The sequence below is a fragment of the Pseudomonas sp. TMW22080 genome (genome assembly GCF_022496745.1).
Classification (GTDB): Bacteria; Pseudomonadota; Gammaproteobacteria; order Pseudomonadales; family Pseudomonadaceae; genus Aquipseudomonas; species Aquipseudomonas bubulae.
On record NZ_SCFF01000002.1, the window covers coordinates 505,944 to 530,765 of the forward strand.

At 56.3% G+C, this 24,822-nt stretch carries 25 protein-coding genes; 12 read left to right on the plus strand and 13 right to left on the minus strand.

Annotated features, from left to right (window positions below; genetic code table 11):
- Window positions 1-12 precede the first annotated feature (12 nt).
- Complete coding sequence (locus EQV96_RS08765; RefSeq protein ID WP_095001830.1) at window positions 13-1,326, plus strand: MFS transporter; 1,314 nt, start codon at window positions 13-15, stop codon at window positions 1,324-1,326.
- 100 nt (window positions 1,327-1,426) lie between these two features.
- On the opposite strand, the gene EQV96_RS08770 is transcribed toward EQV96_RS08765, so the two are convergent.
- The 4 genes from EQV96_RS08770 to flgA form a co-directional block, all read right to left on the minus strand.
- The gene (locus EQV96_RS08770; protein WP_095001829.1) at window positions 1,427-2,167 is read right to left on the minus strand and encodes a flagellar brake protein; all 741 of its coding nucleotides are present in this window, start codon (window positions 2,165-2,167) and stop codon (window positions 1,427-1,429) included.
- A 96-nt stretch (window positions 2,168-2,263) separates the two neighbouring features.
- Window positions 2,264-2,731 carry a flagellar protein FlgN gene (locus EQV96_RS08775; protein ID WP_095001828.1) on the minus strand — a complete coding sequence of 156 codons (468 nt, stop codon included), beginning with the start codon at window positions 2,729-2,731 and terminating at the stop codon, window positions 2,264-2,266.
- Between the two features lie 49 nt (window positions 2,732-2,780).
- On the minus strand, window positions 2,781-3,107 hold the full coding sequence (flgM, locus tag EQV96_RS08780; RefSeq protein ID WP_095001827.1) for a flagellar biosynthesis anti-sigma factor FlgM: 327 nt from the start codon (window positions 3,105-3,107) through the stop codon (window positions 2,781-2,783).
- Between the two features lie 151 nt (window positions 3,108-3,258).
- The gene (gene flgA / locus EQV96_RS08785; protein WP_095001826.1) at window positions 3,259-4,029 is read right to left on the minus strand and encodes a flagellar basal body P-ring formation chaperone FlgA; all 771 of its coding nucleotides are present in this window, start codon (window positions 4,027-4,029) and stop codon (window positions 3,259-3,261) included.
- A gap of 76 nt (window positions 4,030-4,105) precedes the next feature.
- On the opposite strand from flgA, the gene EQV96_RS08790 reads away from it, so the two are divergent.
- From EQV96_RS08790 to flgE, 6 genes are all read left to right on the plus strand, one after another.
- The gene (locus EQV96_RS08790; protein WP_095001825.1) at window positions 4,106-5,038 is read left to right on the plus strand and encodes a chemotaxis protein CheV; all 933 of its coding nucleotides are present in this window, start codon (window positions 4,106-4,108) and stop codon (window positions 5,036-5,038) included.
- Window positions 5,039-5,083: 45 nt separating this feature from the next.
- Window positions 5,084-5,911: a protein-glutamate O-methyltransferase CheR gene (gene cheR / locus EQV96_RS08795; protein WP_095001824.1), complete on the plus strand. Its 828-nt coding sequence runs from the start codon at window positions 5,084-5,086 to the stop codon at window positions 5,909-5,911.
- Window positions 5,912-6,360: 449 nt separating this feature from the next.
- Window positions 6,361-6,768, plus strand: a complete 408-nt coding sequence (gene flgB, locus EQV96_RS08800) for a flagellar basal body rod protein FlgB (RefSeq protein WP_016782175.1) — start codon at window positions 6,361-6,363, stop codon at window positions 6,766-6,768.
- A gap of 3 nt (window positions 6,769-6,771) precedes the next feature.
- A complete protein-coding gene (flgC, locus tag EQV96_RS08805; protein ID WP_095001823.1) occupies window positions 6,772-7,218 on the plus strand; it encodes a flagellar basal body rod protein FlgC in 447 nt (148 codons plus the stop codon).
- A 15-nt stretch (window positions 7,219-7,233) separates the two neighbouring features.
- Entirely contained in the window at window positions 7,234-7,959 is a 726-nt protein-coding gene (gene flgD, locus EQV96_RS08810; RefSeq protein ID WP_095001822.1) for a flagellar hook assembly protein FlgD, read from the plus strand.
- 29 nt (window positions 7,960-7,988) lie between these two features.
- Window positions 7,989-9,317 carry a flagellar hook protein FlgE gene (gene flgE, locus EQV96_RS08815; RefSeq protein WP_095001821.1) on the plus strand — a complete coding sequence of 443 codons (1,329 nt, stop codon included), beginning with the start codon at window positions 7,989-7,991 and terminating at the stop codon, window positions 9,315-9,317.
- 156 nt (window positions 9,318-9,473) lie between these two features.
- Here the strand turns inward: flgE and codA are convergent, their stop codons facing one another.
- From codA to EQV96_RS08835, 4 genes are all read right to left on the minus strand, one after another.
- Window positions 9,474-10,709, minus strand: a complete 1,236-nt coding sequence (gene codA / locus EQV96_RS08820) for a cytosine deaminase (RefSeq protein ID WP_095019237.1) — start codon at window positions 10,707-10,709, stop codon at window positions 9,474-9,476.
- Complete coding sequence (locus tag EQV96_RS08825; protein ID WP_240881744.1) at window positions 10,706-11,929, minus strand: PucR family transcriptional regulator; 1,224 nt, start codon at window positions 11,927-11,929, stop codon at window positions 10,706-10,708. Before EQV96_RS08825 ends, codA begins: the two co-directional genes overlap by 4 nt.
- Window positions 11,926-13,191 (minus strand): cytosine permease, encoded by a 1,266-nt coding sequence (codB, locus tag EQV96_RS08830; protein WP_240881746.1) that lies wholly within the window; start codon window positions 13,189-13,191, stop codon window positions 11,926-11,928. Before codB ends, EQV96_RS08825 begins: the two co-directional genes overlap by 4 nt.
- Before the next feature lie 354 nt (window positions 13,192-13,545).
- A complete protein-coding gene (locus EQV96_RS08835) occupies window positions 13,546-14,775 on the minus strand; it encodes a hypothetical protein (RefSeq protein WP_141232525.1) in 1,230 nt (409 codons plus the stop codon).
- A gap of 476 nt (window positions 14,776-15,251) precedes the next feature.
- Here EQV96_RS08835 and EQV96_RS08840 point away from each other — a divergent pair, with 476 nt between their 5' ends.
- Complete coding sequence (locus tag EQV96_RS08840) at window positions 15,252-16,781, plus strand: hypothetical protein (RefSeq protein ID WP_095019242.1); 1,530 nt, start codon at window positions 15,252-15,254, stop codon at window positions 16,779-16,781.
- 487 nt (window positions 16,782-17,268) lie between these two features.
- Here EQV96_RS08840 and EQV96_RS08845 read toward each other — a convergent pair whose 3' ends face one another.
- From EQV96_RS08845 to EQV96_RS08855, 3 genes are all read right to left on the minus strand, one after another.
- Window positions 17,269-18,015 (minus strand): hypothetical protein, encoded by a 747-nt coding sequence (locus tag EQV96_RS08845; RefSeq protein WP_048351756.1) that lies wholly within the window; start codon window positions 18,013-18,015, stop codon window positions 17,269-17,271.
- A 303-nt stretch (window positions 18,016-18,318) separates the two neighbouring features.
- A complete protein-coding gene (locus tag EQV96_RS08850; RefSeq protein WP_048351755.1) occupies window positions 18,319-20,025 on the minus strand; it encodes an ATP-binding protein in 1,707 nt (568 codons plus the stop codon).
- Window positions 20,026-20,027: 2 nt separating this feature from the next.
- Window positions 20,028-21,293 carry an SIR2 family protein gene (locus tag EQV96_RS08855; protein ID WP_231984114.1) on the minus strand — a complete coding sequence of 422 codons (1,266 nt, stop codon included), beginning with the start codon at window positions 21,291-21,293 and terminating at the stop codon, window positions 20,028-20,030.
- Between the two features lie 399 nt (window positions 21,294-21,692).
- Here EQV96_RS08855 and EQV96_RS08860 point away from each other — a divergent pair, with 399 nt between their 5' ends.
- Window positions 21,693-21,950 (plus strand): transposase, encoded by a 258-nt coding sequence (locus tag EQV96_RS08860; RefSeq protein WP_072022822.1) that lies wholly within the window; start codon window positions 21,693-21,695, stop codon window positions 21,948-21,950.
- A gap of 104 nt (window positions 21,951-22,054) precedes the next feature.
- On the opposite strand, the gene EQV96_RS08865 is transcribed toward EQV96_RS08860, so the two are convergent.
- Window positions 22,055-22,522 (minus strand): helix-turn-helix transcriptional regulator, encoded by a 468-nt coding sequence (locus tag EQV96_RS08865; protein WP_048351754.1) that lies wholly within the window; start codon window positions 22,520-22,522, stop codon window positions 22,055-22,057.
- Window positions 22,523-22,699: 177 nt separating this feature from the next.
- Window positions 22,700-22,915 (minus strand): hypothetical protein, encoded by a 216-nt coding sequence (locus tag EQV96_RS08870; protein ID WP_048351753.1) that lies wholly within the window; start codon window positions 22,913-22,915, stop codon window positions 22,700-22,702.
- 160 nt (window positions 22,916-23,075) lie between these two features.
- Between EQV96_RS08870 and EQV96_RS08875 the strand changes: the two genes are divergently transcribed.
- The 3 genes from EQV96_RS08875 to EQV96_RS08885 all read left to right on the plus strand — a co-directional run bounded on the left by EQV96_RS08875 (window position 23,076) and on the right by EQV96_RS08885 (window position 24,803).
- Window positions 23,076-23,498: a hypothetical protein gene (locus tag EQV96_RS08875; RefSeq protein ID WP_048351752.1), complete on the plus strand. Its 423-nt coding sequence runs from the start codon at window positions 23,076-23,078 to the stop codon at window positions 23,496-23,498.
- A gap of 104 nt (window positions 23,499-23,602) precedes the next feature.
- Entirely contained in the window at window positions 23,603-24,331 is a 729-nt protein-coding gene (locus EQV96_RS08880; RefSeq protein ID WP_240881748.1) for a metallophosphoesterase family protein, read from the plus strand.
- 70 nt (window positions 24,332-24,401) lie between these two features.
- Complete coding sequence (locus EQV96_RS08885) at window positions 24,402-24,803, plus strand: hypothetical protein (protein ID WP_240881750.1); 402 nt, start codon at window positions 24,402-24,404, stop codon at window positions 24,801-24,803.
- Window positions 24,804-24,822 lie beyond the last annotated feature (19 nt).

The following is a 24,822-nucleotide window of genomic DNA, read 5'->3' on the forward strand; positions in this document are numbered from 1 at the left end:
TAGGGAAAGCCAATGCACCAGATCTGGAAGTCCTTTAGAGCGTTGTATTTTGCCTCGCTGATGATGTTGATCGGTTCCGGCCTGTTGAGTACTTATCTGGCGCTGCGCCTGGCAGCGGACAATGTCGACGGCCTGTGGATCGGCGCGCTGATGGCGGCCAACTATTTTGGCCTGGTGCTGGGTGGCAAGATCGGCCACCGGCTGATTGCCAGGGTCGGGCATATTCGTGCCTACGCCACGTGCGCCGGTATTGTCGGTGCGGCGGTGCTGTGCCACGGGCTGACGGACTGGCTGCCGATCTGGCTGTTGCTGCGGGTGATTGTCGGTCTGGGCATGATGTGCCAGTACATGGTCATCGAAAGCTGGCTTAACGAGCAGGCCGAGGCCAGGCAGCGCGGCGTGGTGTTCAGCCTCTACATGATCGCCTCCTATCTGGGGCTGGTGCTTGGGCAATTGATCCTGGCGGTTCACCCGCAGCTCGGTCTCGAGTTGTTGATGGTGGTGGCCTTGTGTTTTGCCTTGTGCCTGGTGCCTGTGGCCATGACCCGGCGTATTCACCCGGCGCCTTTGCACCCGGCGCCGATGGACCCGAAATTTTTTATCAAGCGTGTGCCGCAGTCGTTGATTGCGGTGATGGGCGCGGGTTTGCTGGTGGGCTCGTTTTACGGTCTGGCACCGCTCTACGCATCGCAGCAAGGGCTGTCTACCGAACTGGTCGGCTTGTATATGGGTAGCTGCATTTTTGCCGGCTTGCTGGTGCAGTGGCCGTTGGGCTGGTTGTCCGACCGTTATGACCGGCCGTTGCTGATCCGTATCTTCGCCGGCTTGCTGGCGGTGGCTGCGTTGCCATTGGCGATCTTGCCGGCGGTGCCCATGCAGGTACTGTTTATTGCCGGTTGCCTGGCGGCTTTGCTGCAATTTTGCATCTATCCGCTGGCCGTGGCCTTTGCCAACGACCATATCGAGCCGGAGCGTCGTGTGTCGCTGACGGCCATGCTGCTGGTGACTTATGGCGTGGGCGCAAGCGTGGGGCCGTTGGTGGCGGGGGTGCTGATGAAACTGTTTGGCAGCCAGATGCTCTATGGGTTTTTCAGCGTGGCGGGGTTGATCCTGGTATGGCGGATTCGCCCGAATGCGGTGACCAACCTGCACCAGGTCGATGATGCGCCGCTGCATCACGTGGCCATGCCCGACAGCATGTCCAGCTCGCCGCTGGTGGCTGCGCTTGATCCGCGTGTGGATGAGCAGGTGGTGCAGGAGCAAATGGTGCAGGAACCGGTGGTGGAGGAGCAGGAGCCAGAACCGGAACCAGAGTCCAAGACATAGGCAATACCCCTGTGGGAGCGGGCTTGCTCGCGATGGCTTCAGCGCGGTTTTTCAGCCAGACCGCGCCCTGTGCATCGCAGGCAAGCCAGCGACCACTGTTTCAATAATCATCGTCTTTATCAAACTGGCGCGCCTCGCGCTGCAGTTGATAGACAAACCGCTCGACCTGGCGCTGCACCGCGCCGCTGATATTGTGAAAGCGCATCCCGGCAAAGGTGATATTCAGCCGCTCTTCAAAATGCAGGTAGCGCAACTCCACCGGTGTCGACATCAGGCCAAACGGCAGGTCGGCGCTGAAGCGCTCATACACCTGGCCCAGTTGCATGCCCTGGCTGATATCCCCCTCAAAACGCAATTTGCAGCCGGTTGCCGAAACGTCCAGCAACTTGCCCTTGATCGGCGCCTTGAGCTTGTCACCCGCCACTTGCACATTGACCAGATTGGCCAGCCGCAGGGCCGCACGGAACGCATTGCGGCGCTGGTGGTACACCACTTCGTGGGGCATCGCGCCGCGATAACAGCGGTGTTCATGACGGTCATCAATGGTCAGCGCCGTGGTGCACTCCCAGGCGATACGCACGCCATCATGGAAGCCCTCAACCTTGAACGGCACCCCCGCTTCAAGAAAACGCTCACCGTCACGGGGGATCATTTCGTCCAGGGCCATGGTGTTGCTCTCGCGATTAACATCCACCACATAGCTCTGGAAGCGCTGGGTGCGGTCCTGGAAAGTAATGATCAGCGGGTCATGGCTCTCTTGCAGCATCCGCAAGTTGGAGGCAATTTCCAACGGCGTGGTGAGCACCTTTGGCGGTTGCGGAGCATCTTGGGCGTCGAACACGTTTGATCAATCTCCAGACAAAATACAGCGACACGCAAAAGATGGGCATTCTGCCATCATGTTGTGTGTCTCGCTACATGCGGTGGTTGCGCGGGCTCAAGCCTGGCTGTAGGCGCGGTGCTTGTTGAGCATCGAGGTGGTGCCGCGTGCGTCATACAGAGACGGGGCTTCGCCGCCATGGAGGATGCGCAACTGGTTGGCGGTGATCGCCTGCTGGGTCTGGATCGACTGACCATTGAGCAGGTTGGCGGCCTGGCATTTCGCTAGCAGCTGGTTCAGTGCATCGCTCTGGGCGAGCAGTTGTGTTCCCACGCTGGAATGGCTGGCCAGGCTTTCGAGGCCGCTGCGGTTGGTGGCCAGGCCAAGGCTGGCGAGAATTTCGCTGCGTCTGCGGCCATGTTGCTCAAGCAAAATGATCAGCGACTGTTTGCGCGCCAGAATGTTTTCCAGCACCTGCATGTCGCGGCCTTTGAGGGCGATGGATTCGTCCTGTAACAGGCCGAGCAATTGCTCGGCAGGAGCGAGGTCATCGTTGATCAGTTGCAGTAAATTTTCGTCGTGCATGGCGGGCTCTGGGAGTTAAGCGTCCAAAAGCGCGGCACTGGCCGTTGGCCTAGCGCTGGGCTTCCATGTCAAGCAGTTTGCTGGCGATCCGGTCGCTGTCGACTTTGTAGCTGCCGTCCGCGATGGCTTGTTTAAGCTCTGCCACCCGATTTTTGTCGACTACAGGTTGGTCACGCAACGAGTCGCTGATCTTCTGCAACTGTTGAGCCTCTTGGCTGAGGTGAACAGATTCCCCGCTTGGGGCGCTGACGCCGTTTTGCTCAGGGTTTATTGCCGGGGCCGCTTGCGTGGCGCTGCCGGTTTCCTGGCTGGCGTTACTGCGTGTACTGCCGGTCAGGGGCGGGGCGCTGTTGAGACGACTGAAGTCGATGACCATAACGTTAAACCTCGGGGTATTTGGACGCTTGCCATGTTTTCGGCCATACCCGGAAAAACTTTAGGCTCGATTAATCATGGCTTCACACAGAGCTGTACTGATCTGCGTCAAATGACAGTGTAGGAAAGTCGCGAGACTGATGCCAACTTTCCTATAATGCCACTTCTACTTGCCCGGGTGCTGTCACCCTGGCGCGGATAACACGCTTGGAGTTCAGGTTTTTTACCCGTATTTGCTCGCTAAGGCCACCGTCTGACAGGGCTTCGCCGGGCATCTTGACACTTAATGTGCCGCTGCGCGCGCTGATCACCACATGATCGCCCTTGCGCACGGCTGCGGCCTGCTCCAGGTGGGTGAGGGTCAGCACCTGGTCGGTGACCATGGGCCTGAGCAATTTTTGCCCCACGGCCAGCTCGGTGGCGGTCAGGTAGCCCTGGCTGATCAGGCTGACATCGCGCTCGCGCAGGGTCACGTCGGGGTAGTCGATAACCATGCCGCGCTTGAGCGGGTGATTGACGGTGACTACGTCGCGGAACAGTTTGACCTGGGCCGGCACAAAGATGGTCCACGGCGACAGCCCTTCGCAGCGTACGCGCACGATTACCCGGCCCATGGGTTGCGCCGGGCTTTCGAGGGAAGCTGTCAAATCCTTGTCGCACTGGGCCAGGCGCAGGCGCGGGTCAAGATTGTTGACCTGGATCTGATATCGACCCTCGGTCTGGCTGGTGGCCAGGTAGTCTTCAACCGTGAATTCAAGAAAGCCCTGGGTCACGCCGATAAGCTGTTCAGGCGATGTAAACGCGTCAGCCCTGCTATAAGTGCTGAGTGCAAGCAAGGTGCCCGCCGCCAGCGCGCTCAGACCACAGCGGCGCAGACTCGGCAGGAAAGGTCGGTGGCAGGATTTTGTCGTTTTTGCGTTCATGACCGATAAAAAGCAAGCCCCGTGCCGTTTTCGGAATATGCGGGTTGAAACTTGAAGTTTTTAAGAGGAGCTGAGTATGGCCGGAGTGATGGATGCGGTTAACCAGCGCACTCAACTGGTGGGGCAAAACCGCCTGGAGCTGTTGCTGTTTCGCCTGGATGGGCCACAGCTTTACGGGATCAATGTGTTCAAGGTCCGCGAGGTGCTGCAATGCCCCAAGCTGACCCTGATCCCCAAGTCCCACCCCGTGGTATGCGGTGTGGCGAGCATTCGCGGCGCGACCATACCGATTCTCGACCTGGCGATGGCCACCGGTGCGGGAGCCTTGAAGGATCAAAGTAACCCGTTTGTGATCATCACCGAGTACAACACCAAGACCCAGGGCTTTCTGGTGCGTTCAGTGGAGCGTATCGTCAATATGAACTGGGAAGACATTCATCCGCCGCCCAAGGGCACCGGTCACGACCATTACCTGACGGCCGTGACCCGTATGGACGAGCAACTGGTCGAAATCATCGACGTGGAAAAGGTGCTGGCAGAAGTCTCGCCATCGTCTGAAACCATCAGCCAGGGCGTGGTGGATGTTGAAACCCAAAGCAAGGCGCTGTCATTGCGGGTGCTGACCGTTGACGATTCGTCGGTGGCGCGCAAGCAGGTTGCCCGTTGCCTGCAATCGGTGGGTGTTGAAGTGGTGTCGTTGAACGACGGGCGCCAGGCGCTCGACTACCTGCGCAAGCTGGTGGACGAGGGCAAGAACCCGTCTGAAGAGTTTCTGATGATGATCTCGGATATCGAGATGCCGGAAATGGACGGCTACACCCTGACAGCTGAAATCCGCAACGACCCGCGGATGCAAAACTTGCACATCATTCTGCATACTTCGTTGTCCGGGGTATTCAATCAGGCGATGGTCAAAAAAGTCGGTGCCGATGACTTTTTGGCCAAGTTCCGCCCTGATGACCTGGCAACCCGGGTAGTTGACCGGATCAAAGCAGCAGACCACAGCTAGGGGCGCAGCCCCTGGCGGTCAAAACGATTTAAGAGGCAGGATCATTTGTCGACGGCTAATTTGGATTTTGAACAGTTCCGGGTATTCCTGGAAAAAGCCTGTGGCATTTTGCTGGGTGAGAACAAGCAGTACCTCGTCTCCAGCCGCCTCAACAAATTGATGGAGCAGCAGGGCATCAAGTCGTTGGGCGAGCTGATTCAACGCATCCAGGCTCAGCCGCGCAGCGGGTTGCGCGAGCAGGTGGTCGATGCCATGACCACCAACGAAACCCTGTGGTTTCGCGATACCTATCCCTTTGAAGTGCTGAAAAACAAGGTGTTGCCGGAGCAAATCAAGGCCAGCCCCGGCCAGCGCCTGCGTATCTGGTCGGCGGCTTGCTCTTCGGGGCAGGAGCCGTTCTCGCTGTCGATGGCGATTGACGAATTCGAGCGCAGCAACCTTGGGCAGCTCAAAGCCGGCGTGCAGATTTTTGCCACCGATCTGTCAGCGCAGATGCTCAACACCTGCCGCACCGGCGAATACGACAACCTGGCCATTGGCCGGGGCCTGTCACCGGAGCGCCTGCAACGTTATTTCGATCCCAAGGGACCGGGGCGTTGGGTGATCAAGGCGCCGATCAAAAACCGCGTGGAGTTTCGCCCGTTCAACCTGCTGGACAGCTACGCCAGCTTCGGCAAGTTCGACATCGTGTTTTGCCGCAACGTGCTGATCTACTTCTCGGCCGAAGTGAAAAAAGACATCCTGCTGCGCATTCACAGCACCTTGAAGCCGGGCGGGTATTTGTTTCTGGGCGCCTCTGAAGCCCTTAACGGCTTGCCGGACCACTACCAGATGGTGCAATGCAGCCCGGGGATCATTTACCAGGCCAAATAGGCTGGGAAAACCCCGTAGATACTCTGTTGCCGGTCAAGCCCTATTGTGGGAGCGAGCCTGCTCGCGAACGACCTTCGCGAGCAGGCTCGCTCCCACAGTTGCAGTGTTCCTGTAGCTGCCGTAGGAACGAGGCTGCGTTCGGCTGCGAAGCAGTCGCAAAATCAGGGGCTGCGGTGTAACAGTCAAACCCGGCTACCAGGGTTTTTACGACGACTTCGTCGCCGAACGCAGCCTGGTTCCTTCGGCAGCTGCTACGACGAATCCAAAGCAAAGCGGCAGAAAACCGGCAGTCAGCGGTCAAGCATTGCCGCTTTTTTGCCATTGCCATCTCCCGCCTCCCGGCAAACCCTTGTGTTACGGGGCTGTAAAAACTGGCACGGGGTTTGCTCTATCCCTGTCATGTAAAACCTGAACCACACTCTCAGGTCAGCCCACAAAGGTTTTTCGAGATGAGCATCAGCTTCGATAAAGCGCTTGGTATCCATGAACAGGCCCTGGGCTTTCGTGCCCAGCGCGCTGAAGTACTGGCCAACAACATCGCCAACGCCGATACCCCGAACTATAAGGCTCGGGATCTGGATTTCGCCTCTGTGCTCGCCGCCCAGAACGACAAAAACCAGAACGGCACATTTGCGTTGAACAAGACCAACACCCGCCATATCGAAGCCCAGGGCCTGAGCAGCGGCGACGAGTCGCTGCTGTACCGCACGCCGATGCAGCCGTCGATCGATCAGAACACCGTGGACGCTCAGCTTGAGCAGTCGAACTATGCAGAGAATGCGGTCAACTTCCAGGCCAGCTTCACCCTGCTCAACAGCAAATTCAAAGGGCTGATGTCGGCCCTGCGCGGGGAGTGATCCATGTCTCTATCCAGTGTCTTCAATATTGCCGGTAGCGGCATGAGCGCCCAGACCACGCGCCTGAACACCGTGGCCAGCAACATCGCCAACGCCGATACGGTGTCGTCGAGCATCGACCAGACCTACCGCGCCCGCCACCCGGTGTTTGCCACTATGTTTCAAGGTGCGCAAGGCAGCAGCAGCGGCGACTCGCTGTTCCAGAACCAGGACGCCGCCGGCCAGGGCGTGCAGGTGTTGGGTGTGGTTGAAGACCAGAGCGAGTTGCAGGCCCGCTACGAGCCCAACCATCCTTCTGCCGACGCCAAGGGCTATGTGTATTACCCCAACGTCAATGTGGTTGAAGAAATGGCCGACATGATTTCCGCCAGTCGTTCGTTCCAGACCAACGCCGAGCTGATGAATACCGCCAAAACCATGATGCAGAAGGTCCTGACCCTCGGTCAGTGATAAGGGGCGACGCAAATGAGTGTGACCGATTCCACCAGCGGCTTGACCCTTAACCAGGTACTCGCCAACTCCGCCCAGGCCAAGACCACTGACACCAGCCTGGCGGCGGCCTCCAAGGCGGTATCCGGCAACACGGCGCTGGGCAAGGATGCGTTCCTGCAACTGCTGGTTACCCAGCTGAAAAACCAGAACCCGCTGGACCCGCAGGACAACACGGCGTTCGTTGCGCAACTGGCGCAGTTCAGCAGCCTGGAAGGCATCACCACGCTCAACGATACGGTCAATTCGATCTCCGGCAACTTCCAGTCTTCGCAGGCGTTGCAGGCCTCGTCGCTGGTGGGGCGTTCGGTGATCGTGCAGACCGGCGAAGCCTATGTGGATCCGGCCAGCGACAAGCCCTTCAACGGCACCGTGGTGGTCAAGGATGCTGACTCCAAACCCGTTATCACCATCACCAATGCCGACGGTGAGGTGGTTCGCACCATCGACATGGGCACCCAGAAAGCCGGCAACGCGGAGTTCACCTGGGATGGCAAGGACGACGAGGGTGTGCTGCTGGAAAAGGGCTCCTACACCTTCACCGCATCCAGCAAAACCGACGCCGGTACCACGGCGCTCACCACCTATCTGCCAGCCACGGTCAACAGCGTGACCCTGAGCAAGACCGGCGGTGAAATCATGCTCAACCTCGCAGGCCTGGGCAGCATTGGCATGTCCAAAGTCCAGACCATTGGCTTGTAAGCCGACTCATACGCCTCAAGGAGAGAAACATGTCATTCAATATCGGCCTTAGCGGCCTCTATGCGGCGAACAAGCAGCTGGACGTGACCGGCAACAACATCGCCAACTCTGCGACCACCGGCTTCAAGGCCTCGCGTGCGGAATTCGCCGATATCTACTCGGCCAGCAAGCTGGGTACCGGCAGCAAGACCATCGGCAGTGGCGTGAACCTGGCAGCGGTCTCGCAAAATTTTGGTCAAGGTGCGGTTAACAACACCGGCAACCTGCTGGATATGGGCATCCAGGGCAGCGGCTTTTTCGTGCTCAGTGACAACGGCTCCCTGAGCTATACCCGCGCCGGTACGTTCAAGGCCGACAAAGACGGCTTTGTCACCAGCTCTGATGGCACTGCGCGCTTGCAGGGCTATGGCGTGGATGCCAATGGCAATATCGTTAATGGCGTATTGACCGACCTGCGCATCGATACTTCCAACCTGGCGCCCAAGGCGACGGGCTCGGTGGACTCGACGATCAACCTCAATTCCAACGCTGCGGTGATTGATCAGACCGCCAACCCGTTCGACCCGAGCAAAGCCGAATCCTATACGAAAAGCTTCAGTACTACGGTCTACGATACCCAGGGCAATCCACACCCGATGGACCAGTACATGGTCAAGACCGGTGCCAATACCTGGAAGGCCTACACCCTGATTGACGGTCGCAACCCCGATGGCAGCGCAGTGAGCGGAGACGGCGCGAAGGCGCCGGTGGCTTCGATCATGCAATTCGACTCAGCCGGCGGGCTGACCAGTGTGACGACGCCCAACCCGGTGGCCGGCGAACCCGATATCGTCAGCAACACCCTGACCGTCAGCACCTGGATGCCGGGCGCCATGGTCAATGGCAAGTGGGCGTCCAACGGCGCGGCAGCCAAGGACACCGGGATTGCCATCGACATGGCCAAAACCACTCAGTACAACACCGACACCTCGCGCAACCCGCCGACCCAGGACGGCTACGCTACCGGCCAGATCAACAACCTGACCATCGACGGTTCGGGTGTGATGTTCGCCAACTTCAGCAACAACCAGAGCCGTGCCATTGGCCAGATTTCCCTGGCCAGCTTTACCAATGAGCAGGGTCTGCAACCAGTGGGCGGCACGGCCTGGAAGGAGACCTACGCCTCGGGCGTGGCGGGCTACGACGCACCGAAGGTCGGCAGCCTGGGCGCCATCCAGTCCAACTCGCTGGAAGACTCCAACGTTAACCTGACCAGTGAGCTGGTGGACCTGATCAAGGCCCAGAGCAACTACCAGGCCAACGCCAAAACCATCTCGACCCAAAGCACCATCATGCAGACCATCATTCAGATGACGTGATAGCGCTGCGACCATGATCCTGCGGGCATCGGGTGCGTGAGCAATATATAACCTGCGGGAGCTGGTTTGCCTGCGATGCAGACGCTGCGGCATGTCAGGCAAACCGGGCTGATGCCATCGCGAGCAAGCCCGCTCCCACAATGTTCGTCGCGGGTCTCAGCTGAACTCCACCTGCTCCGGTACCCGCGTCATCAGCACCTTGCCAGCGCGGATCGATACCCGCGCCTTGGCCTGGCGGCGCACCGCTTCGTAATCACTGTCGGCATCCAGCACCACCAGGTTCGCCGGGCGGCCCACTGCGATACCGTATCCCTCACCCAGATTCAGCGTCCGTGCACTGTTGTCGGTGACCAGGTCCAGGCTGCGCGCCAGGTCTTCAAAACCCATCATGTGGCAGATATGCAGCCCTGCATCCAGCACCCGCAAAATATTGCCATTACCCAGCGGATACCACGGGTCCTTGATTGAGTCCTGACCAAAGCACACGTTCATGCCGGCACGGTCGATTTCGGCCACCCGGGTCACGCCACGGCGTTTCGGGAAGGTATCAAAACGACCCTGCAAATGGATGCTTTCGGTCGGGCACGAGACAAAGTTGATCTTTGATGCCTTGAGCAAGCGGAACAGTTTGGAGCAGTAGGCATTGTCATACGAACCCATCGCTGTGGTGTGACTGGCGGTCACCCGGCTGCCCATGCCGCGTACCCGGGCCTCTTCGGCCAGCACTTCAAGAAAGCGCGAGTGGGGATCGTCGGTTTCGTCGCAATGCACGTCCACCAGGCACCCCGTGCGCTCGGCCAGATCCATCAGGAACTTGATCGAACTGACTCCCTGCTCGCGGGTGTTTTCAAAGTGCGGGATGCCACCCACCACATCGGCGCCCAGCTCCACGGCCAGGGTCATCAGCTCACGGCCACCGGCATAGGACTCGATGCCTTCCTGGGGGAATGCCACGATTTGCAGGTCGATCAGGTGGCGGGTTTCATCGCGCACTTCAATCATCGCCCGCAAGGCAGCTAGGGTTGGATCGGTGACGTCGACATGGGTGCGCACATGCTGGATGCCGTGTTCGGCCAGCATGCGGACAGTGGCGTGGGCACGCTGCTTGGTGTCTTCATGGGTGATGGTTTCCTTGCGCTGCGCCCAGCGTTCGATGCCTTCGAACAGGGTGCCGCTGAGGTTCCACTCGGGCTGGCCGGCGGTCAGGGCCGCGTCCAGATGGATATGCGGTTCTACAAAAGGCGCAATCAGCAACTGACCGCGGGCGTCGATATCGCCGGCTTGCGCCGGCACGCTGCCTGCCTGCAGGGTGATGGCACTGATCAGCGCACCTTCACAGGTGACCGTGTGCAGACCCGAGGTTTTACGCAGTGTGGCATTGATGATCTTCATGGTCGTTCCTGTCGTTGAGCTTCGGACATGCGCCACACCAGCAGGGCCACCGAAGCATTCATTCTGAATAAGGGATCATCGAGCGACTGGGCGCTGTTTTGCTCGATGCGTTGCATGCGTTGATTGATGGTATTTCGATGGATGCTCAGGCGTTGCGCGGCCTTGAGTGCGTTACCGTTCTCCTGGAGCAGGGCATCCAGGGTATCGATCAAGGTATGGGGTTGCTTGCGGTTGGGTTCGATCAGCGGCCCCAGGGTTTGCTGTACGAAAGCCTCGATCACCGAGCGTTCGCCCACGGCCTGCAGCAGACGCAACACGCCCAGTTCGCTGAAATCGCAGAGGCCGGTGGCCGGGCGCAGGTTTTCTGCAACATCCAGCGCCTGGCGTGCTTCGTTCAGGGCCCGGTGATAATGGGCGCAATCCTCGACCTTGCCTGCCAGCCCCATAAACAGCGCCAGATTACCGATGATGGCCTGCAAGTCCCGATACAGGCTCGCCAGTTCTGTGCGCAGGTTGTTGTCTTCAGCGAGCAACAGGATGAACAGATCACCCTGCACGATCACCGGCAACGCGCGGGGCAGGGCACGGCTCCACACGTCGAGGTGATCCTGTACGGTCTGGCGGGTGTGTTGCAACAGGCGTTCTGCCTCCTCGGGTGCGTGAATGGCAAACAGTACACTGACTGCTGACAAGCGTAGCGCAACCAGGCGGCACGGTTGGTCCAGCGCCAGCTGCAAGTGCGTTGCGCGCTGGCGGAGGGTGGCCAGGCTGGGGTAATCGCCACTGAGCAGTTGCGCCAGAATGTCGTGGCGCGAGCGTTTGGTCTGGGCCATTTGTACCAGTGCAGTACCAATCAAATGGGTGACGATGACCATTCTCAGCAAGTACGGTTGCTCGATCAGGGGCACGCCGCGGGCTTCGGCCAGTGCAATCACCGATGGGGGAATGCTGTGGATGAAGGTCTCGCCGGTCAGGATCACCAGTCCGGCAATCGCACAATCACTGCCTTCGTCGATCAGGCGCAGCAAGTTGGCCTCGTCACGGGGGTGGTTGATCCCGGTGACAAACACCAGCTCACCGCCCATGACCCAGCCGGCGATGCCTTCGTTCTCGGCCACATAGGACCAGCGCACGCTGCGCTGGCGGTTGCGTGCGCCGGCCCGCAGGGTCATCTCTTCGAGGCCGGGCAGGGCCAGGATCTCTTCAACGGTCAGGCTCAAAGGGGCTCCTGGACGGTGGGCAGCACCGCCGGTTGACGGCTGAGTTTCAGCAGCACGATATAGACGATGGCCGATGCGCCAATGCCTACCAGAGGCGCAATCCATGGCGACAAATAGGCCAGCAAGGCGCCCACGGCATAGGCGGTCAGCCCTGCCAGGTTGTAGCGAGGTAACTGGACGCTGGCCAGGGCCGGGTATTTGCCGCGATGGCGAAACCAGAAGTCGGCCATGATCACGCCGCCAATGGGCGGGATGACCGAACCCAGCAGCACCAGAAACGGAATCAGCATTTCATACATGCCGCCCATCGCCAGCAGCACGCCCACGGCAGCGGCGAGCAGAGTCATGGTCCGTCGGCGCTCGCTGCGCACCATGTGGCAGGTGGCGGCGGCCACGTTGTAGATGGTCGGGCCCTGGATCGTCCACAGGTTCAGGCACAGCATGATCACGGCGGCGAACGACAGGCCCTGGAGCATCATCACTTCAACGATATCGGCCTGCTGATAGACCATGGCGCACCAGGCCCCGGCGACGATCATCAGGCCATTGCCCAGCAGGAAACTGACCACGCTGGCGGTGACGGCAATACGCCCGCTGCGCGAAAGGCGCGTCCAGTTGGTGGCCTGGGTGGCACCGCTGGCAAAAGTGCCGAAGACCATGGTGATGGCCGCCGAGACGCTCATGGTGTCGTGGGGGATCACGGCTGCCAGCCCGGAAAACCCGCCGACATGCTGCGTGGCGATATACATGGACACAATCAGCAGGACAAACATCAGCGGCACCGACACCCGCGACAGCACATCCAGGCCCTTGTAACCGATGATCGCCGTGATGCTGAAGCCCATGCCGAAAAACACCATCAAGGGCAGGGTGAAGCCTTCGGCCAGGCCGAGCATCTTCACCAGCACGATGGCCACGGTTGCCGTGCCCCAGGCGTACCAGCCGAGTTCGGCAAAACCGAGCAGGAAGTCCGAGAGGCGGCTACCGGCCTCACCAAAGCACAAGCGTCCCATCAGCACCGTGTTCAGGCCGCTGCGCGAAGCGATCAGGGCCAGGGCGGCAGCATACAGCGCCAGCAGGGTATTGCCGATGGCCGCAATCCACAGCATATCGACAAAGTTGAAGGCCATGCCCAGCTTGCCACCGGCGAACATGGTGCCGGTAAAGAAGGTAAAGCTGAACAGCACCATCGAAATCGACAACAGCCCCTTGCGGGCTGAACGCGGGGCTTCGCTCAAAGGAAAATCGCCGGGTGAACTCATGGTGCAGGTCTCCGCCTCGAATGGGTGCGCCGATATCGGTAGCACACAGGAGCCAGAGCAATAAGCGGGCCTGTTTTGTCAGGGCGGGTAAACCGGAGAAAAGCGGGCACACGGCATATGGGCGGGTGTGCAGAGTGCCTATTGGCGAGCGAATATCAGGCTGAAGAATGTGCAGAGTGATTCATTTTGTGGCGCGGGCGCACTGTTTCGGGGTGATGGTTACACGTTCTGTGGGAGCGGGCTTGCTCGCGACGGGATCGCTGCGGTGTAACAGGACAATCGCGGGCAAGCCCGCTCCCACAGTGCCCAACAGTTAGAACGCAATGCTATCGCTGCGGATCCGCGAATCGAGGTTTATTGCCCCTGTCTTTCAGCCATGGCCTGGGCGAAAGCGCCGGGCTCCAGTACCAGGGAAAGGCGCTGGTCCATCAGGTCCGTCTGGTTACCTTCGATCAGGGTGTTAAGTACACGTTGATTGATCTGTGAAAGTTGGCTATCGAGAAATTTCGCCGTGTCGGCCGAGAACTCCCGGTGCTCGATGCCATTGATTTTTTCCATGTTGTAAATGGCCAGGGCCGGCAGCAACGATGTTTCTACATAGTTGTACTCGTGGGTATCCCTCAGGTGCCGGGTTTCGTCGGGGGTTAACGGCTGGTTGTTCTGTTGCCTGGCGTTGAGGAACGTACTCAGGTTGTCCTGCAAGTCAAGCACCTGAAGTTGCGCGATGCGCAGGTCAATGGACGCCTTGAAGGCCTCGACACTTTCAAAGTGCAGTGAAGGCAAGCTGGTGAACGCTTCTTTGTAATAAGCAATGGACGTATCTGTCGTCGGCACGCCCGTGTGGGCCAGGGTCAATGTAGTCCCCATATAGGCAGGGGCTGTATCAACACTGTGCGGCAGGGCAATCGGGAAATGATTGATGTCACCCTTGGCATAAATTTCATTTTTGAAGGGAACCATCACGGCTTCGTTTACAAGCGTTGCCCCCCTGGCGCCCTGGGTTGTTTGCGCACTCGATGCGCCAAGCACGTATTTGTTGAATTTGTCTTTGGGGTCATGGGGCTGCGAGACACTGCGTTCTTCGTAATTGACGTTGTTGTAACCACCAGTAAGCACATTGCTGGCCAGCGTCCAGCGATGACGGTGGGGGATGTCTTCGCCTCCAAGCCCTGTGCCGCGCACACTGTAATTGTGGAGTCTTAAATTCCAGTTTCTGCCTGTCTCCTTGTCCCCGGACATCAAATAAATCTTGTCGAAAAGTTGAGTCCGAGCAGAGTCTTTTTTGCTCTCCTGCAGTGCGCTTTCATCCTCTTTCAAGTGTCGCAGTATGCCAATCAAATCTTTTTTGGTAATGAAGTCGATATCACCGGTTACTCCGGCCTTGCCGGCAAATCCCATTTCCTTACCTTGATCGAATGACAGATAGCGCCGGGATATTTCCTGGTGGACACGATCGTATATTTCTTTGGGTGTACAGCAAGGTGGGGCGGCGGGAATGGCGCCGGCGCTGATGTGTGAAGTCCCCCGGGCAACGCTGTCCGTGGGGGTAAACCTGAAGGGGGAAATCGAGCTGAGATCTTTCATGTGTTTTCGTTCGTTCGATCGAATGGTGGTCATCCTTCGTGGGAAACAACATGTGAACGGTCAAGCAACACACTCCGGGAGCAGGGAGGGTATCGGCGACCGTGCAGTCCATTACATGTCTCGCAGTCTGTGGCCCGGGCTGCAGGGCGGGTTCCACAACGTGCAAGCGAACTGTTACCGGGGGTTAACAGGTACAAAGATCGCAAGTGTTATTGATAAGGCATCATGTCTTTATTGCCGTGAAAGTGTTTATTGGATGTGAGTATGTATTCGGTTCAGTACGCTAATAATTAAGAGGGCTGTTCGTCTTTCCTTGTTATTTTCTTACACTTTGATATTTGTTTTGTTTTTAGTTCAAGGGCAAAGTTTGCGGCCCAATGGCTGTTGCGTCGCCAGGTTTGCTACTGGTTTGCGAGCCTGTGCGTGCCTTCTCCATGCCCCATCTATCCAAGTGCACTATTAATGAGGTGAGCATCATGTTTATTTCCAGGTCAGGTACATCGCTCGATGCGGTATATGGCATCGACAGTCAAGGTAAGCCAGATGCCGTTGCTCAAAGCAGTCCCCATGGTGTTGCCCTGACGGATGTACAAAGACAGATGATCACCAACAGCAAGTTTTTTGAAGCGGGCGCCAGCATGGCCTTGTTGAACCAGCCAGGCAGGATAGGTGAAGTGTTCGACCAGCACGCCGCACAACTGGCAACGGTGTTGCGTCAGGGGTTGAGCGAGCAAAGCGTGGCGGGTGGGCTTGCCGTCCATTACAAGGGACGGGAGCAGCCGTTGCGCGATGTTCTGCAGGCCACCATCGAGCCTTTGGCAGCACAGTCCGACCAGATTGGTCGGCAGATGAAACCCGGGCAGGCGCTGCAACCGTGGTTGATCAACACGCTGCAGACTCCTCTGGCCGGATGTACAGAAGGGTTCGACAAGCAAAACCATGTTGACCTGCTGACTAAAATCCGTGCGTCGAGCGCTTTTGGCAGCACGATGTGCCAGTTGATGGCCCCCGTAGAAGACGAGAGTCAACCCGGGCTCTATGCGCAGCACAAACAAGCCAATACCGCGGCTTGCGTGGCCTTGCTGCGTGAGGCTGGTCTTGATGCGCAGGCAGATCAGTTCGCTGATCGTTTCAAGGAGTTTTCAAGCAAGACGCGTACGCCGGCCTTTGACAATCCGCTCAGTCGTGCCCGCAGTGAACGGATGCCTATGGTGGAAGTCGGCGGGGAGTTGCGGCCGGTGAAGGGAGTTTATGAAGATGCGGCCAAGCTCAAGATGGGGTTTGGGCTGGTGGTACAGAACACGGTCGACCCGCACAGCACTGAGCAGGCCGCCTTGCGCAAAGCGCTGGGTGATCGCAATCAGAATCTCAATGCAATTCCCCGTCAAGGTGCGCCGATTGCAGACCTGACCCGGCCTTTCACCATGTCAGAGGCTGAAATGGAGAACGTGCCGCCAGCCTATTCCCAGCAAGGCCTGACCGGCATGCTGGAGCATTTTTCAATGCTGCATGGCGTGGGTATCAATCGTTGGCAGCCCTTTGGCACATTCGCAATGGAGTCCAACCTCAAGGGTCTGCCATCTGCGGGGGCGCAATCCGGCAGTACCTGTGACGTGCTGCTGGCGCTCAACACGTTGAACCCGGATAGAATCTATGGCAATGAACACATGGTGCTGGCGGCCGGGCTGGGTATTGCCGCCTTCATGAACTTTGGCGGCTACCATACCTTTGCCGAAACATTCCCGATTGCAGAGGCCGTTGCGGCTAATCGCCCCTATGTCCCCACCAACCTGGCGGCTACCAATCAGATGGACTTGTATCAACGCATCGAGACAGCAGCGCAAACGGCCAGCCCGCAAGGTGCAAAACAGCTTGGGCAATTCCGTCGCAGTCATGCTCAAGTGCTTGAGGGGTTACGTCACAATCAGCCGGATGGGCAGCAAGCCTTGGGTGCTGGCGTTGATTTCTACGCCACTGCGCAGCAGATAGCCGATTGGCGCAAATGACCGCGTAACTCCCCCACCCCTCCAAAAAACAAAACCCCCGTCAAACCCACCTGTTGCCAGGGTTTAACGGGGGTTTTGGGTCAGGCGGTTTGACCCGCCTGCCTGCTCAGCTTATTGGCATAATATTCATATAGGTCTACGTATACATTCGCGCAGCCCAACGCCTGCGGGGCTTTTATCAAGTCTTAATCGATGCGATCGAGTAAAAACGTATACTTTTGGCTATTTCAGCTTCATTTTGAGGGTCGAAGTATACGCTTTATCAGCCAAACTTCGAATCCGAAATATTTTGTAAGTCGACGTCTCTGAGCAAGCTGAGAGCTGTAAATCACGCTCCAATCCGGCTAAGCAAGAACCCATGCCCGTCGAACGATAACCCCATGTCTAGACATCAATTCCTCTTTACGTATGCTGTTCAGCCTTTTGATCGACCTGAGGTGATCGGCCATCCAGCCCAGGCTGAATTGAAGGATTGAAGCGATCTCGTTTAGTTGGGGACTGAGCCTTTGGAGGTGTGATAACGCTTGGCCAGAGCAGCAATTTTATCGGCCGTTATTGTGTCGCCCGGCCTGGCATTGGCAACAGTGTCAAAGATTGCATGAATCACCTCTTCCACATCGGGGATCTCCATAAGAGCATTGCGACAAAAAGCCAATCGGGCACGGTGCCCTTTTTGTATCTGCCGCACCAAAATATCCCATCGATGATCATCGGGGATGACGGCCTCTTTCATTTGAGTTGGTATTGTCTCGTGTTCGCCAGGATGCATAGGGCGTAACCGGTGAGATCTAGCGGAGTGTGTCTCAAACCACTGTGCGTCATCCGTCTTCCACGGGGTGTCGGTCAACGAAATACCTTGAGCAGGCCTCGAAAGCCCTCCGCGCCGCATTGTGCGCTCGACGATGTCCTCTAGTCCTCCAATGCCCGACTGGAGACGCCTCGAAGCTTCCAGCGCATCCGCGACTGGTTGCCCACCTGAATCACCTTTCATCTGCTCCAAAACACCCATGATGGCATCGGTGTTCTGGTTGATGTACACCCCGGAACCCATGACGACATCGAGCTGGTTTTGGCAGCACTCACCCGCCAATGCAGCGCATCCATCCGACAACACTCCGCCAAAAGTACGGGAGTTGTGTTTCAGTGGCTTGCGGCAAATCCCGCAGTTATCACCGGCCTTCTTCAAAGCTTTTGGAAACTCTTTCTCGTACCTGCGGCGCTCTGATCGGTTCATTCCTTGGAAATCTCATGACTGTACGAATGAAAGCTAGCACTTCATGATCGCGCACTCTGAATTTATCTACAACCAACCGGTGGTTAGATACCTTGGCCGGACGCATACGGTTCAAGCGTCAAAAACAAGGCACAGTAACCTGAGTTTATAGCGTTACCCATACAGATGGCCGGAGTAAATTCGCAAGCTGCATCATCGTATATTTGTGTTGAGATCCAGCACCCGCGACGTCGCTTAACTGTTTGAATTCGAGAGTAGCTGAACATTCTCAGAACACCGATGCAAGCGAAACGGATTGCGACATCACCATAGCGCTTGAAAGCTTGGCCCGTCCGACCTTGGAGGTTGGGTGGGGCGTCCCATCTGAATGGTTACAGGGATTGGGAAATCAACACCTACCAGTGCCACCTCGCCCTGCTTGAGGTTGGGCAAAAAAGCGGCGGCTGAACGATCCAGCTCTCCACAGGCACGTTCGACCACTTCTCGGTCACGGTCATTGGTCAGCCGATGTACAAGCAACGTGCCCATCTGACTCAGCACTCCTTCTGTGATGTCTCGCGGTCGCTGAGTCACTAGGCAAATGTTGAGTCCGTACTTTCGTCCTTCTTTCGCTATGAGCTCGAACGCGTCCAGGTTCTGAACATCGTCTTCACTTCCCAACGTTTTTCCTAGGAAATTGTGAGCCTCGTCCAAGATGACGATCAGCGGACGCTGCCTAAAAAACTCGTTACGTGCTCGAAGCAATAACAGCCTGCCGATGGCGTTGGCGATGACTTCTCTTGCGTTGAACTCATAGCCGACTGAGCTGAGGCATATTCTGAATAACCGCTTTTCTCCAGCGATAAACTCATCGAGATGTTCAACCAAGCTCGGGAGACCCTCTGCAGGGCGAAATATACTGCTCAGCGAAGGAGAGTCCATGACACTCATGATTCGTGTCATTAGGGAGGAGCAGTAGGATAGCTCGCTACTTGCCGCGCCCCATCTACTCATGTCGTTGTTCTGTCCCGTCGGGAAGCAGCATTCCTCGACAATTTGCCGAACCAACATGCCCTGATCAAAGGGGAGATTCGGATTACCCACCCGGTTGGCGTTATTGTCCCTATTCATCGCTCGACGAAAATCAGCTTTGAGTTGACCTACTTTCGGAACGTACCCTCCCGTGAAGATATCTGGAGCCAACGCCGCAAGCCTCAGGCTTTTTATGGCTTCTCTGAGTTTTGGGCCTTGAGTTTTACCTGACGGCTGAAAGAGTGCGATAAAATCCGTCTCATTAAAGCATGTGGGCGGAATGGCCACTTCAAGTGAGGCAGGAGTCCGATGCAGCGGGTTTCCAAGATGGTGATGTGTTGAGTCTTCCCCTTCAAGTGACCTGTATTCCCCGGTAGCGTCCACAAGCACGATCTTGCAGGTATATCGACGACACTCCTCAATAAGCTTTGAAGTCGTCCAGCTTTTCCCGCCGCCGGTTGAGCCCAAGATCGCGCAATGCCGACCAAAGAGTTTTTCTGGCGTTACAGCAATCGCGAAACCTCCGTCCCCAGAGACATGTCCGAGGTCGAGTGTTACACGGGGGGACTCCCCATTTATTCCGCTCGAAATCAATGTTGGGATTTTGGAGATAAACGAGCCAGGTGCTGAGTAAACCCGGTCTCCCAATCGTGGGTAGGAACTCACGCCTGCAGTGACTTTCAAGGTGTGTGGATCAACAGACCCCAGTAGGCGGATCAAGCCAATTGCATCAATAGCATGCGTGCCAGCGAAGTCCTGGGAAATCTCGGTGCGCTCACGATCAGGTAGGTTCACCTCGGTGATGCGTCCTAGGAGCACCGCTTGCTGACCCTCGATCAGCACCAGTTCCCCCACCTCACCCTTACCGTAGCGATTGTGACCTAAATATCGACCGCTGTTTTCTCCAGCATGTGCCAGGTTGATTTTGATCAGTTGCGCTGCCACGCTGGTGACCACTCCGATTTTCAGCGTGCTAAGAAGTATTCCTTCTGGGGACATGGTTACCTACCAATCCGTTTAACAGCATTTGCCAACTGTTCAGCTGGTGAAGCGGTGCGCAGGTGGGGGATATGAGCCGTCAAATCACCAAATGAGCCGCTGACAAAATGGACGTCGAAACCGCGCTGAGCGAGATCGCGGAATTTTCCCCAATACGGACTCGACCCATTAAAACCCCGGTTGTGGACATGGCTGATGCACTGGAAGTCGCAAAGAATCAGCTTCAGGCTTGGGTTGGATTGCAACGCTGAATAGATCGGTTCGGAAAGGTGGTCATCGTTAAACCCGAATCCTGACACAACCAGGCAGCTGTTCGGCTGACGCAAAAACTCTAAAAATCTTGAAAGCAGCTCTAAGTGAGGTTGGAGAAACGCTTGTTGGTACTTTCCTTTCGCGGGGTATATCAGGCAGGCATTTTCCGGCGTCGGTCGACTGTCCTCGTAGACTTCATTGCTCTCTCGGCTCCAGCTGACGGAACCATGGAGCTTCAGTAGTTGAAAAATGCCTTCGGCAAACTCATGGCTGTCAGCTTCACGGCGCACGATGTCGTATGTGAAATGTTTGCCGTCAAACCGACGTCTGCGGGTGTAGGAGAATCCATCAATAATGACCATCCCCAGTTCCGACGCTGCCGTTTCAAAGCACATGTCATAATTTGTCGTAAACACCTTCAGGCGCGGGTCACGAACCCTTCTCCTAGCCAGCTTCTGAAGGAGTTCACGATATGCCGATATGTCTGACGTGGGCAGGGTAATAAACGTTGAGCAAGCGTGTAGGATTTGCTCTTTCACGCGTGCAACAAACCCTTCGACGGCTGGGTCGTCGTTGAACGCTAGGTAGGCATCGCATTGTGACAAGAAATGCTCAATGTTCGGATTTTTGCGCTCGGCATAACGGACACGCTCAGTAACCTGCTGACCGGCAGCTGTCAGCGTATGGGTCAGCGGGTCGCACATCGAGTCTTGCCATAGCTTCAACATGCTAGGCCCACCGGGGTTACCTAGGGATGTACCGCTTCCCGCAAAAAAACCTAGGTTAGGCACCTGAAGAGCGGACGAGAACATCTCGCTCAACGTATTCCTGTTCGAACTGATCAGTTGGGCATCATCAGGCTCGGCCCCTTTCAGTACGCGATATGCTTCAGCTGTCAGTGGCATCCACTCATTCGCACCTGGGGGAAGATATGCCTGCTGCCCTTGATGTTGGAGTGTGAGAGGGATTACAGGCAGTGGTGCTAGAGGGGCAAGTGGCAGGGCATCGACTGGCATAGAACACGATCCTGTGTTGTGAAATGAAAGCCATACAGCCCCGGTTTTATCGACCGTTCCCAAGCTGCTTGTGTTGATATCTACTTGGCATCATATCGCATGCGGACATAGCGGCGTATGGCAGATTGCCCCACACCCGAGCCGGGCCAAGAGTGGAATTCATGGGGTCTACTAGACAGTTTTGTCGATGGCGGGTTGGGGTATGACCGCCGAACAGTCGGTATTGGCGGCGGGCAATTTCAATTGGGCTCTCATCCAGTCGACATCACGAGCCGCCATTCTATGGTGAGGCCTATCGCTGGTCGGTGGACGTCACCGTCTACATATCACCAGAGTGTAGTGATCTAATGAAACCGGACACCCATTTAGGCAAGAATGCTCGCCATATCGAGGTGTCAGATGACCAAACAGCGTCGTGCTTTTTCCGTTGAATTCAAACGCGAGGATGCCGACCTCGTACTCAAACAAAACTATAGCTTCATCGAAGCCAGTCGCTCGTTAGGTGTTGGCGAGTTGGCCCTGCGCCGCTGGGCTAGCCAGCTTCTGCAGGAGTGCACAGGTATCACCCCGCAGACTAATGCACTGACCCTGAGCAGCAAAAGATTCAGGAGCTGGAAGCCCGAATCGCTCGTCTCGAACGAGAGAAATCGATATTAAAAAGGCTACCGCGCTCTTGATGTCGGAAGATCTCGAGCGTTCGCACTGATCCATCAACTAAGCGTTGCAGCGACAGCAGAATATGTGTCCGCAGGTACCCCAAGCTACGTACCACTAACATTCCACAAATCAGCCACTGTGGATTTGGGGAGCTGTAGCTTTTTCGCCGCCTCTCGCTGGGTCATCCCGATCATCCTGCACTCTTGAACTGCCAGTTGCTTTTCCAATCGGCTGTTTGCCCTAGACGCTACTGCACCATCCTCTACCTGGCTAGTTAGCTTTTCCAAGCCGCCTTGGCTTTTAAATTCCGCCAGCTCCTCCTCTACACATTTCAGTATTTGTTCTGGCGTTTTACCGTTATTCGCTACTGCGCGGAGCACCATCAACGTCACAGTGTCAAGCCCGGCCGCTAAGGCGATTTCATCAAGTTTGCTAAGTGTCACATCCGACTTGGCCCGCTCGATCCTAGATAAAAATGTACGACCTGCTGCAGATGCTAGGTCGCTCTGGGCGAGGTCTTTGGTGGCTCTAATCGCTCGTAGAACGGCTGCTAAGCCTTGGCTCAGTGACATAGGAAATCCTCGAAAGGCGAGGATGTAGCCACGTTGCTCTGCCCGGATCGACTCTATATAGTGTTCTTCCGGGCAATCACTTGAGCTCCAACGTATTTTTCGCCGCCGGTTACCGCTGGCGGCGACAAGCGCTGTCAAGCGTAGACGGCATAGGTACTGAACCTATCACATGTAATGTCAGAGGCTTTTTGATTGGAACTCGAAGATACCCAAGCAGCCGGTGAGCTCCTCTCCAGCAATGGAGAACCTCGGTCTGGTTCTACTGAAAGCCAAGAGAGCTTGATTCAGTTGGTACAGAGCTGCTTTCCAAACAAAGGCTTTTGCATCGTCCAGCAGTGGACGATTGTGCGTGCGATAGCAAGCGATGAGGATCTGACCAAAATCTACGTCCATGGCCATTTCATTCCAAGATGGCTTTCTCTTTGAAACCAAAAATACGGTGTACGTTTTGATGGGCGATGGCGATGAAAAGTCAGCCAGCCTCGCCGCGATTATGTCTCTTTATCAATGAAATCAGCTGCAACTGCGGCCTGTAGATCTATGGGAATGTGAAATGTTTAGAAGTCATGAAGCCTTTGCCGACGGCACCCCTAATATCTTTGGGGATGGGTATTCAAACTGGCGGATATTTGAACGCCACTTGGCTCATCCTTGGTATCACGTCGTTCTTGAAGAGTGCTCGGATGGCAAGGTGTGGCCACGCACCATGATGATTAGTGACATCGATATGCTCGACGAAATACTTTCTCAACAAACCAGCGAGTTTGTCATTACGGAAATTCAGGTCGTCACACCCGGGTGGATGAACAAAACCGGTAAATGGATCATGGAGGGGCTTTCTGGATTACTGGTGGGATATGACTCCACGGGATGTCGGGTATGTCTTCACAACATAGATGACGAAAAGGCTTATGCCGATGCCCCAGGTCGTCTTATAGATGCCCACTCTCTAAAAGGACTCCGAGTGATTTTTTAATCCAAGTCGTAAACGCAGCCTCTCCTTGCAAGACGAGTCACCCTAGGAGGCCAGCTGCCGCAGCGTTATCCAAAGTACATCTAAATCGAAACTGGTCGTCCGCTATGAAAATTCAGATTTACTCTGACCTGCACCTCGAGTTCGTTCGGTTCGATCCCACCCCAAGCGATGCGGACGTAGTCATTCTCGCTGGTGACATTGATGTCAAATCGCGTGGAGTCTCATGGGCGAATGAGACATTCCAGTGCCCTGTGATCTATGTGTGTGGCAATCACGAATATTACGGCGGGCACATAGGTCACACACTGCGAAAAATGAAAGATGCGGCATTGCCCCATGTGCATGTGCTCGAAAACGAGATGCTCATTTTCAATGACACACGTTTTTTGGTCACAACTGCCTGGACGGATTATTCGGCTACAGGTGATGTGGTTGCGGCAAAGCGCCTTGCTTGGGATTCGATGAACGATTTCTTGGCTATTAGAGCCGACTTGGATTACAGGCGCCTGCGCCCAGATGACCTAGTCGCTAAATCAATAAGAGCTCACCGCTGGTTAACTCAGGAGCTTGATACACCCTTTCAAGGAAAAACAGTGGTGGTCACACACCATGCGCCAGCGTTGGATCATCTGGGTGACGATCATCCTGGGCATTTGGCTGCAGCCTACGCGAACGAATGGCCAGAGTTACTTAGTAAGGCTGATCTTTGGATACATGGGCACACGCATTTTGCAGCAGACTTCTTCAAAAATGGGTGTCGGGTGGTGTCCAATCCACGCGGTTATCCGGGGCAGAACACGGGCTTTGATCCTGATTTATTGATCGAGCTTTGATTATCAGTGATTGGCTATTGGACACGTTCGTGTGGCTGGCCGCGCTCAACGGGATGGAGGTTTTTTGATAGTGACATTGGAAGAGGTCTCGCAACTCTTGTACGGCGCTGGGGAAGAGGTTGTCGGTTGGGAAGGTTCACAAGAAGACCTGATCTCTTTGGCAGCAAAGACATTCCCGGGCAAAGCATTCTGTGTGGTCAAACAGTGGATCTTGATCGACCTCATCGTTACGCAGGTTGAAAGGGAAAAGCTTACGAGTCTCGGTCTACTTCCCGCGACACTTTTCGCTCATGAAATCGTCCTAGACAGTGAAGGTCGTTTCCAGCCAGCCATGTGGGTACGCAGTAACTTCGGAAAATCTTTCACTGAAGGCTGCATGTTTGAAACCAAGAGTACCGTCTACCTCCTTTGGGGATCGGGCCTTAGAAAAGAGGCCAGTGTGGGTGCTGCTTTTTCCATGAAAGTCGGTTAGCAATGACTGCAGCAAATAC

Excerpts from the sequence above, each read along its gene's own strand:
- flgD (WP_095001822.1), top strand. The coding sequence starts at position 7,234 with ATGAGTGTGACCGATTCCACCAGCGGCTTGACCCTTAACCAGGTACTC.
- EQV96_RS08865 (WP_048351754.1), bottom strand. The coding sequence starts at position 22,522 with ATGTCACTGAGCCAAGGCTTAGCAGCCGTTCTACGAGCGATTAGAGCC.
- EQV96_RS08840 (WP_095019242.1), top strand. The coding sequence starts at position 15,252 with ATGTTTATTTCCAGGTCAGGTACATCGCTCGATGCGGTATATGGCATC.
- EQV96_RS08880 (WP_240881748.1), top strand. The coding sequence starts at position 23,603 with ATGAAAATTCAGATTTACTCTGACCTGCACCTCGAGTTCGTTCGGTTC.
- flgB (WP_016782175.1), top strand. The coding sequence starts at position 6,361 with ATGAGCATCAGCTTCGATAAAGCGCTTGGTATCCATGAACAGGCCCTG.
- flgM (WP_095001827.1), bottom strand. The coding sequence starts at position 3,107 with ATGGTCATCGACTTCAGTCGTCTCAACAGCGCCCCGCCCCTGACCGGC.
- EQV96_RS08875 (WP_048351752.1), top strand. The coding sequence starts at position 23,076 with ATGTTTAGAAGTCATGAAGCCTTTGCCGACGGCACCCCTAATATCTTT.
- EQV96_RS08835 (WP_141232525.1), bottom strand. The coding sequence starts at position 14,775 with ATGAAAGATCTCAGCTCGATTTCCCCCTTCAGGTTTACCCCCACGGAC.
- flgA (WP_095001826.1), bottom strand. The coding sequence starts at position 4,029 with ATGAACGCAAAAACGACAAAATCCTGCCACCGACCTTTCCTGCCGAGT.
- codA (WP_095019237.1), bottom strand. The coding sequence starts at position 10,709 with ATGAAGATCATCAATGCCACACTGCGTAAAACCTCGGGTCTGCACACG.
- codB (WP_240881746.1), bottom strand. The coding sequence starts at position 13,191 with ATGAGTTCACCCGGCGATTTTCCTTTGAGCGAAGCCCCGCGTTCAGCC.
- EQV96_RS08845 (WP_048351756.1), bottom strand. The coding sequence starts at position 18,015 with ATGAACCGATCAGAGCGCCGCAGGTACGAGAAAGAGTTTCCAAAAGCT.
- flgE (WP_095001821.1), top strand. The coding sequence starts at position 7,989 with ATGTCATTCAATATCGGCCTTAGCGGCCTCTATGCGGCGAACAAGCAG.
- EQV96_RS08855 (WP_231984114.1), bottom strand. The coding sequence starts at position 21,293 with ATGCCAGTCGATGCCCTGCCACTTGCCCCTCTAGCACCACTGCCTGTA.
- EQV96_RS08860 (WP_072022822.1), top strand. The coding sequence starts at position 21,693 with ATGACCAAACAGCGTCGTGCTTTTTCCGTTGAATTCAAACGCGAGGAT.
- flgC (WP_095001823.1), top strand. The coding sequence starts at position 6,772 with ATGTCTCTATCCAGTGTCTTCAATATTGCCGGTAGCGGCATGAGCGCC.
- EQV96_RS08790 (WP_095001825.1), top strand. The coding sequence starts at position 4,106 with ATGGCCGGAGTGATGGATGCGGTTAACCAGCGCACTCAACTGGTGGGG.
- EQV96_RS08765 (WP_095001830.1), top strand. The coding sequence starts at position 13 with ATGCACCAGATCTGGAAGTCCTTTAGAGCGTTGTATTTTGCCTCGCTG.
- EQV96_RS08775 (WP_095001828.1), bottom strand. The coding sequence starts at position 2,731 with ATGCACGACGAAAATTTACTGCAACTGATCAACGATGACCTCGCTCCT.
- EQV96_RS08870 (WP_048351753.1), bottom strand. The coding sequence starts at position 22,915 with ATGGACGTAGATTTTGGTCAGATCCTCATCGCTTGCTATCGCACGCAC.
- EQV96_RS08850 (WP_048351755.1), bottom strand. The coding sequence starts at position 20,025 with ATGTCCCCAGAAGGAATACTTCTTAGCACGCTGAAAATCGGAGTGGTC.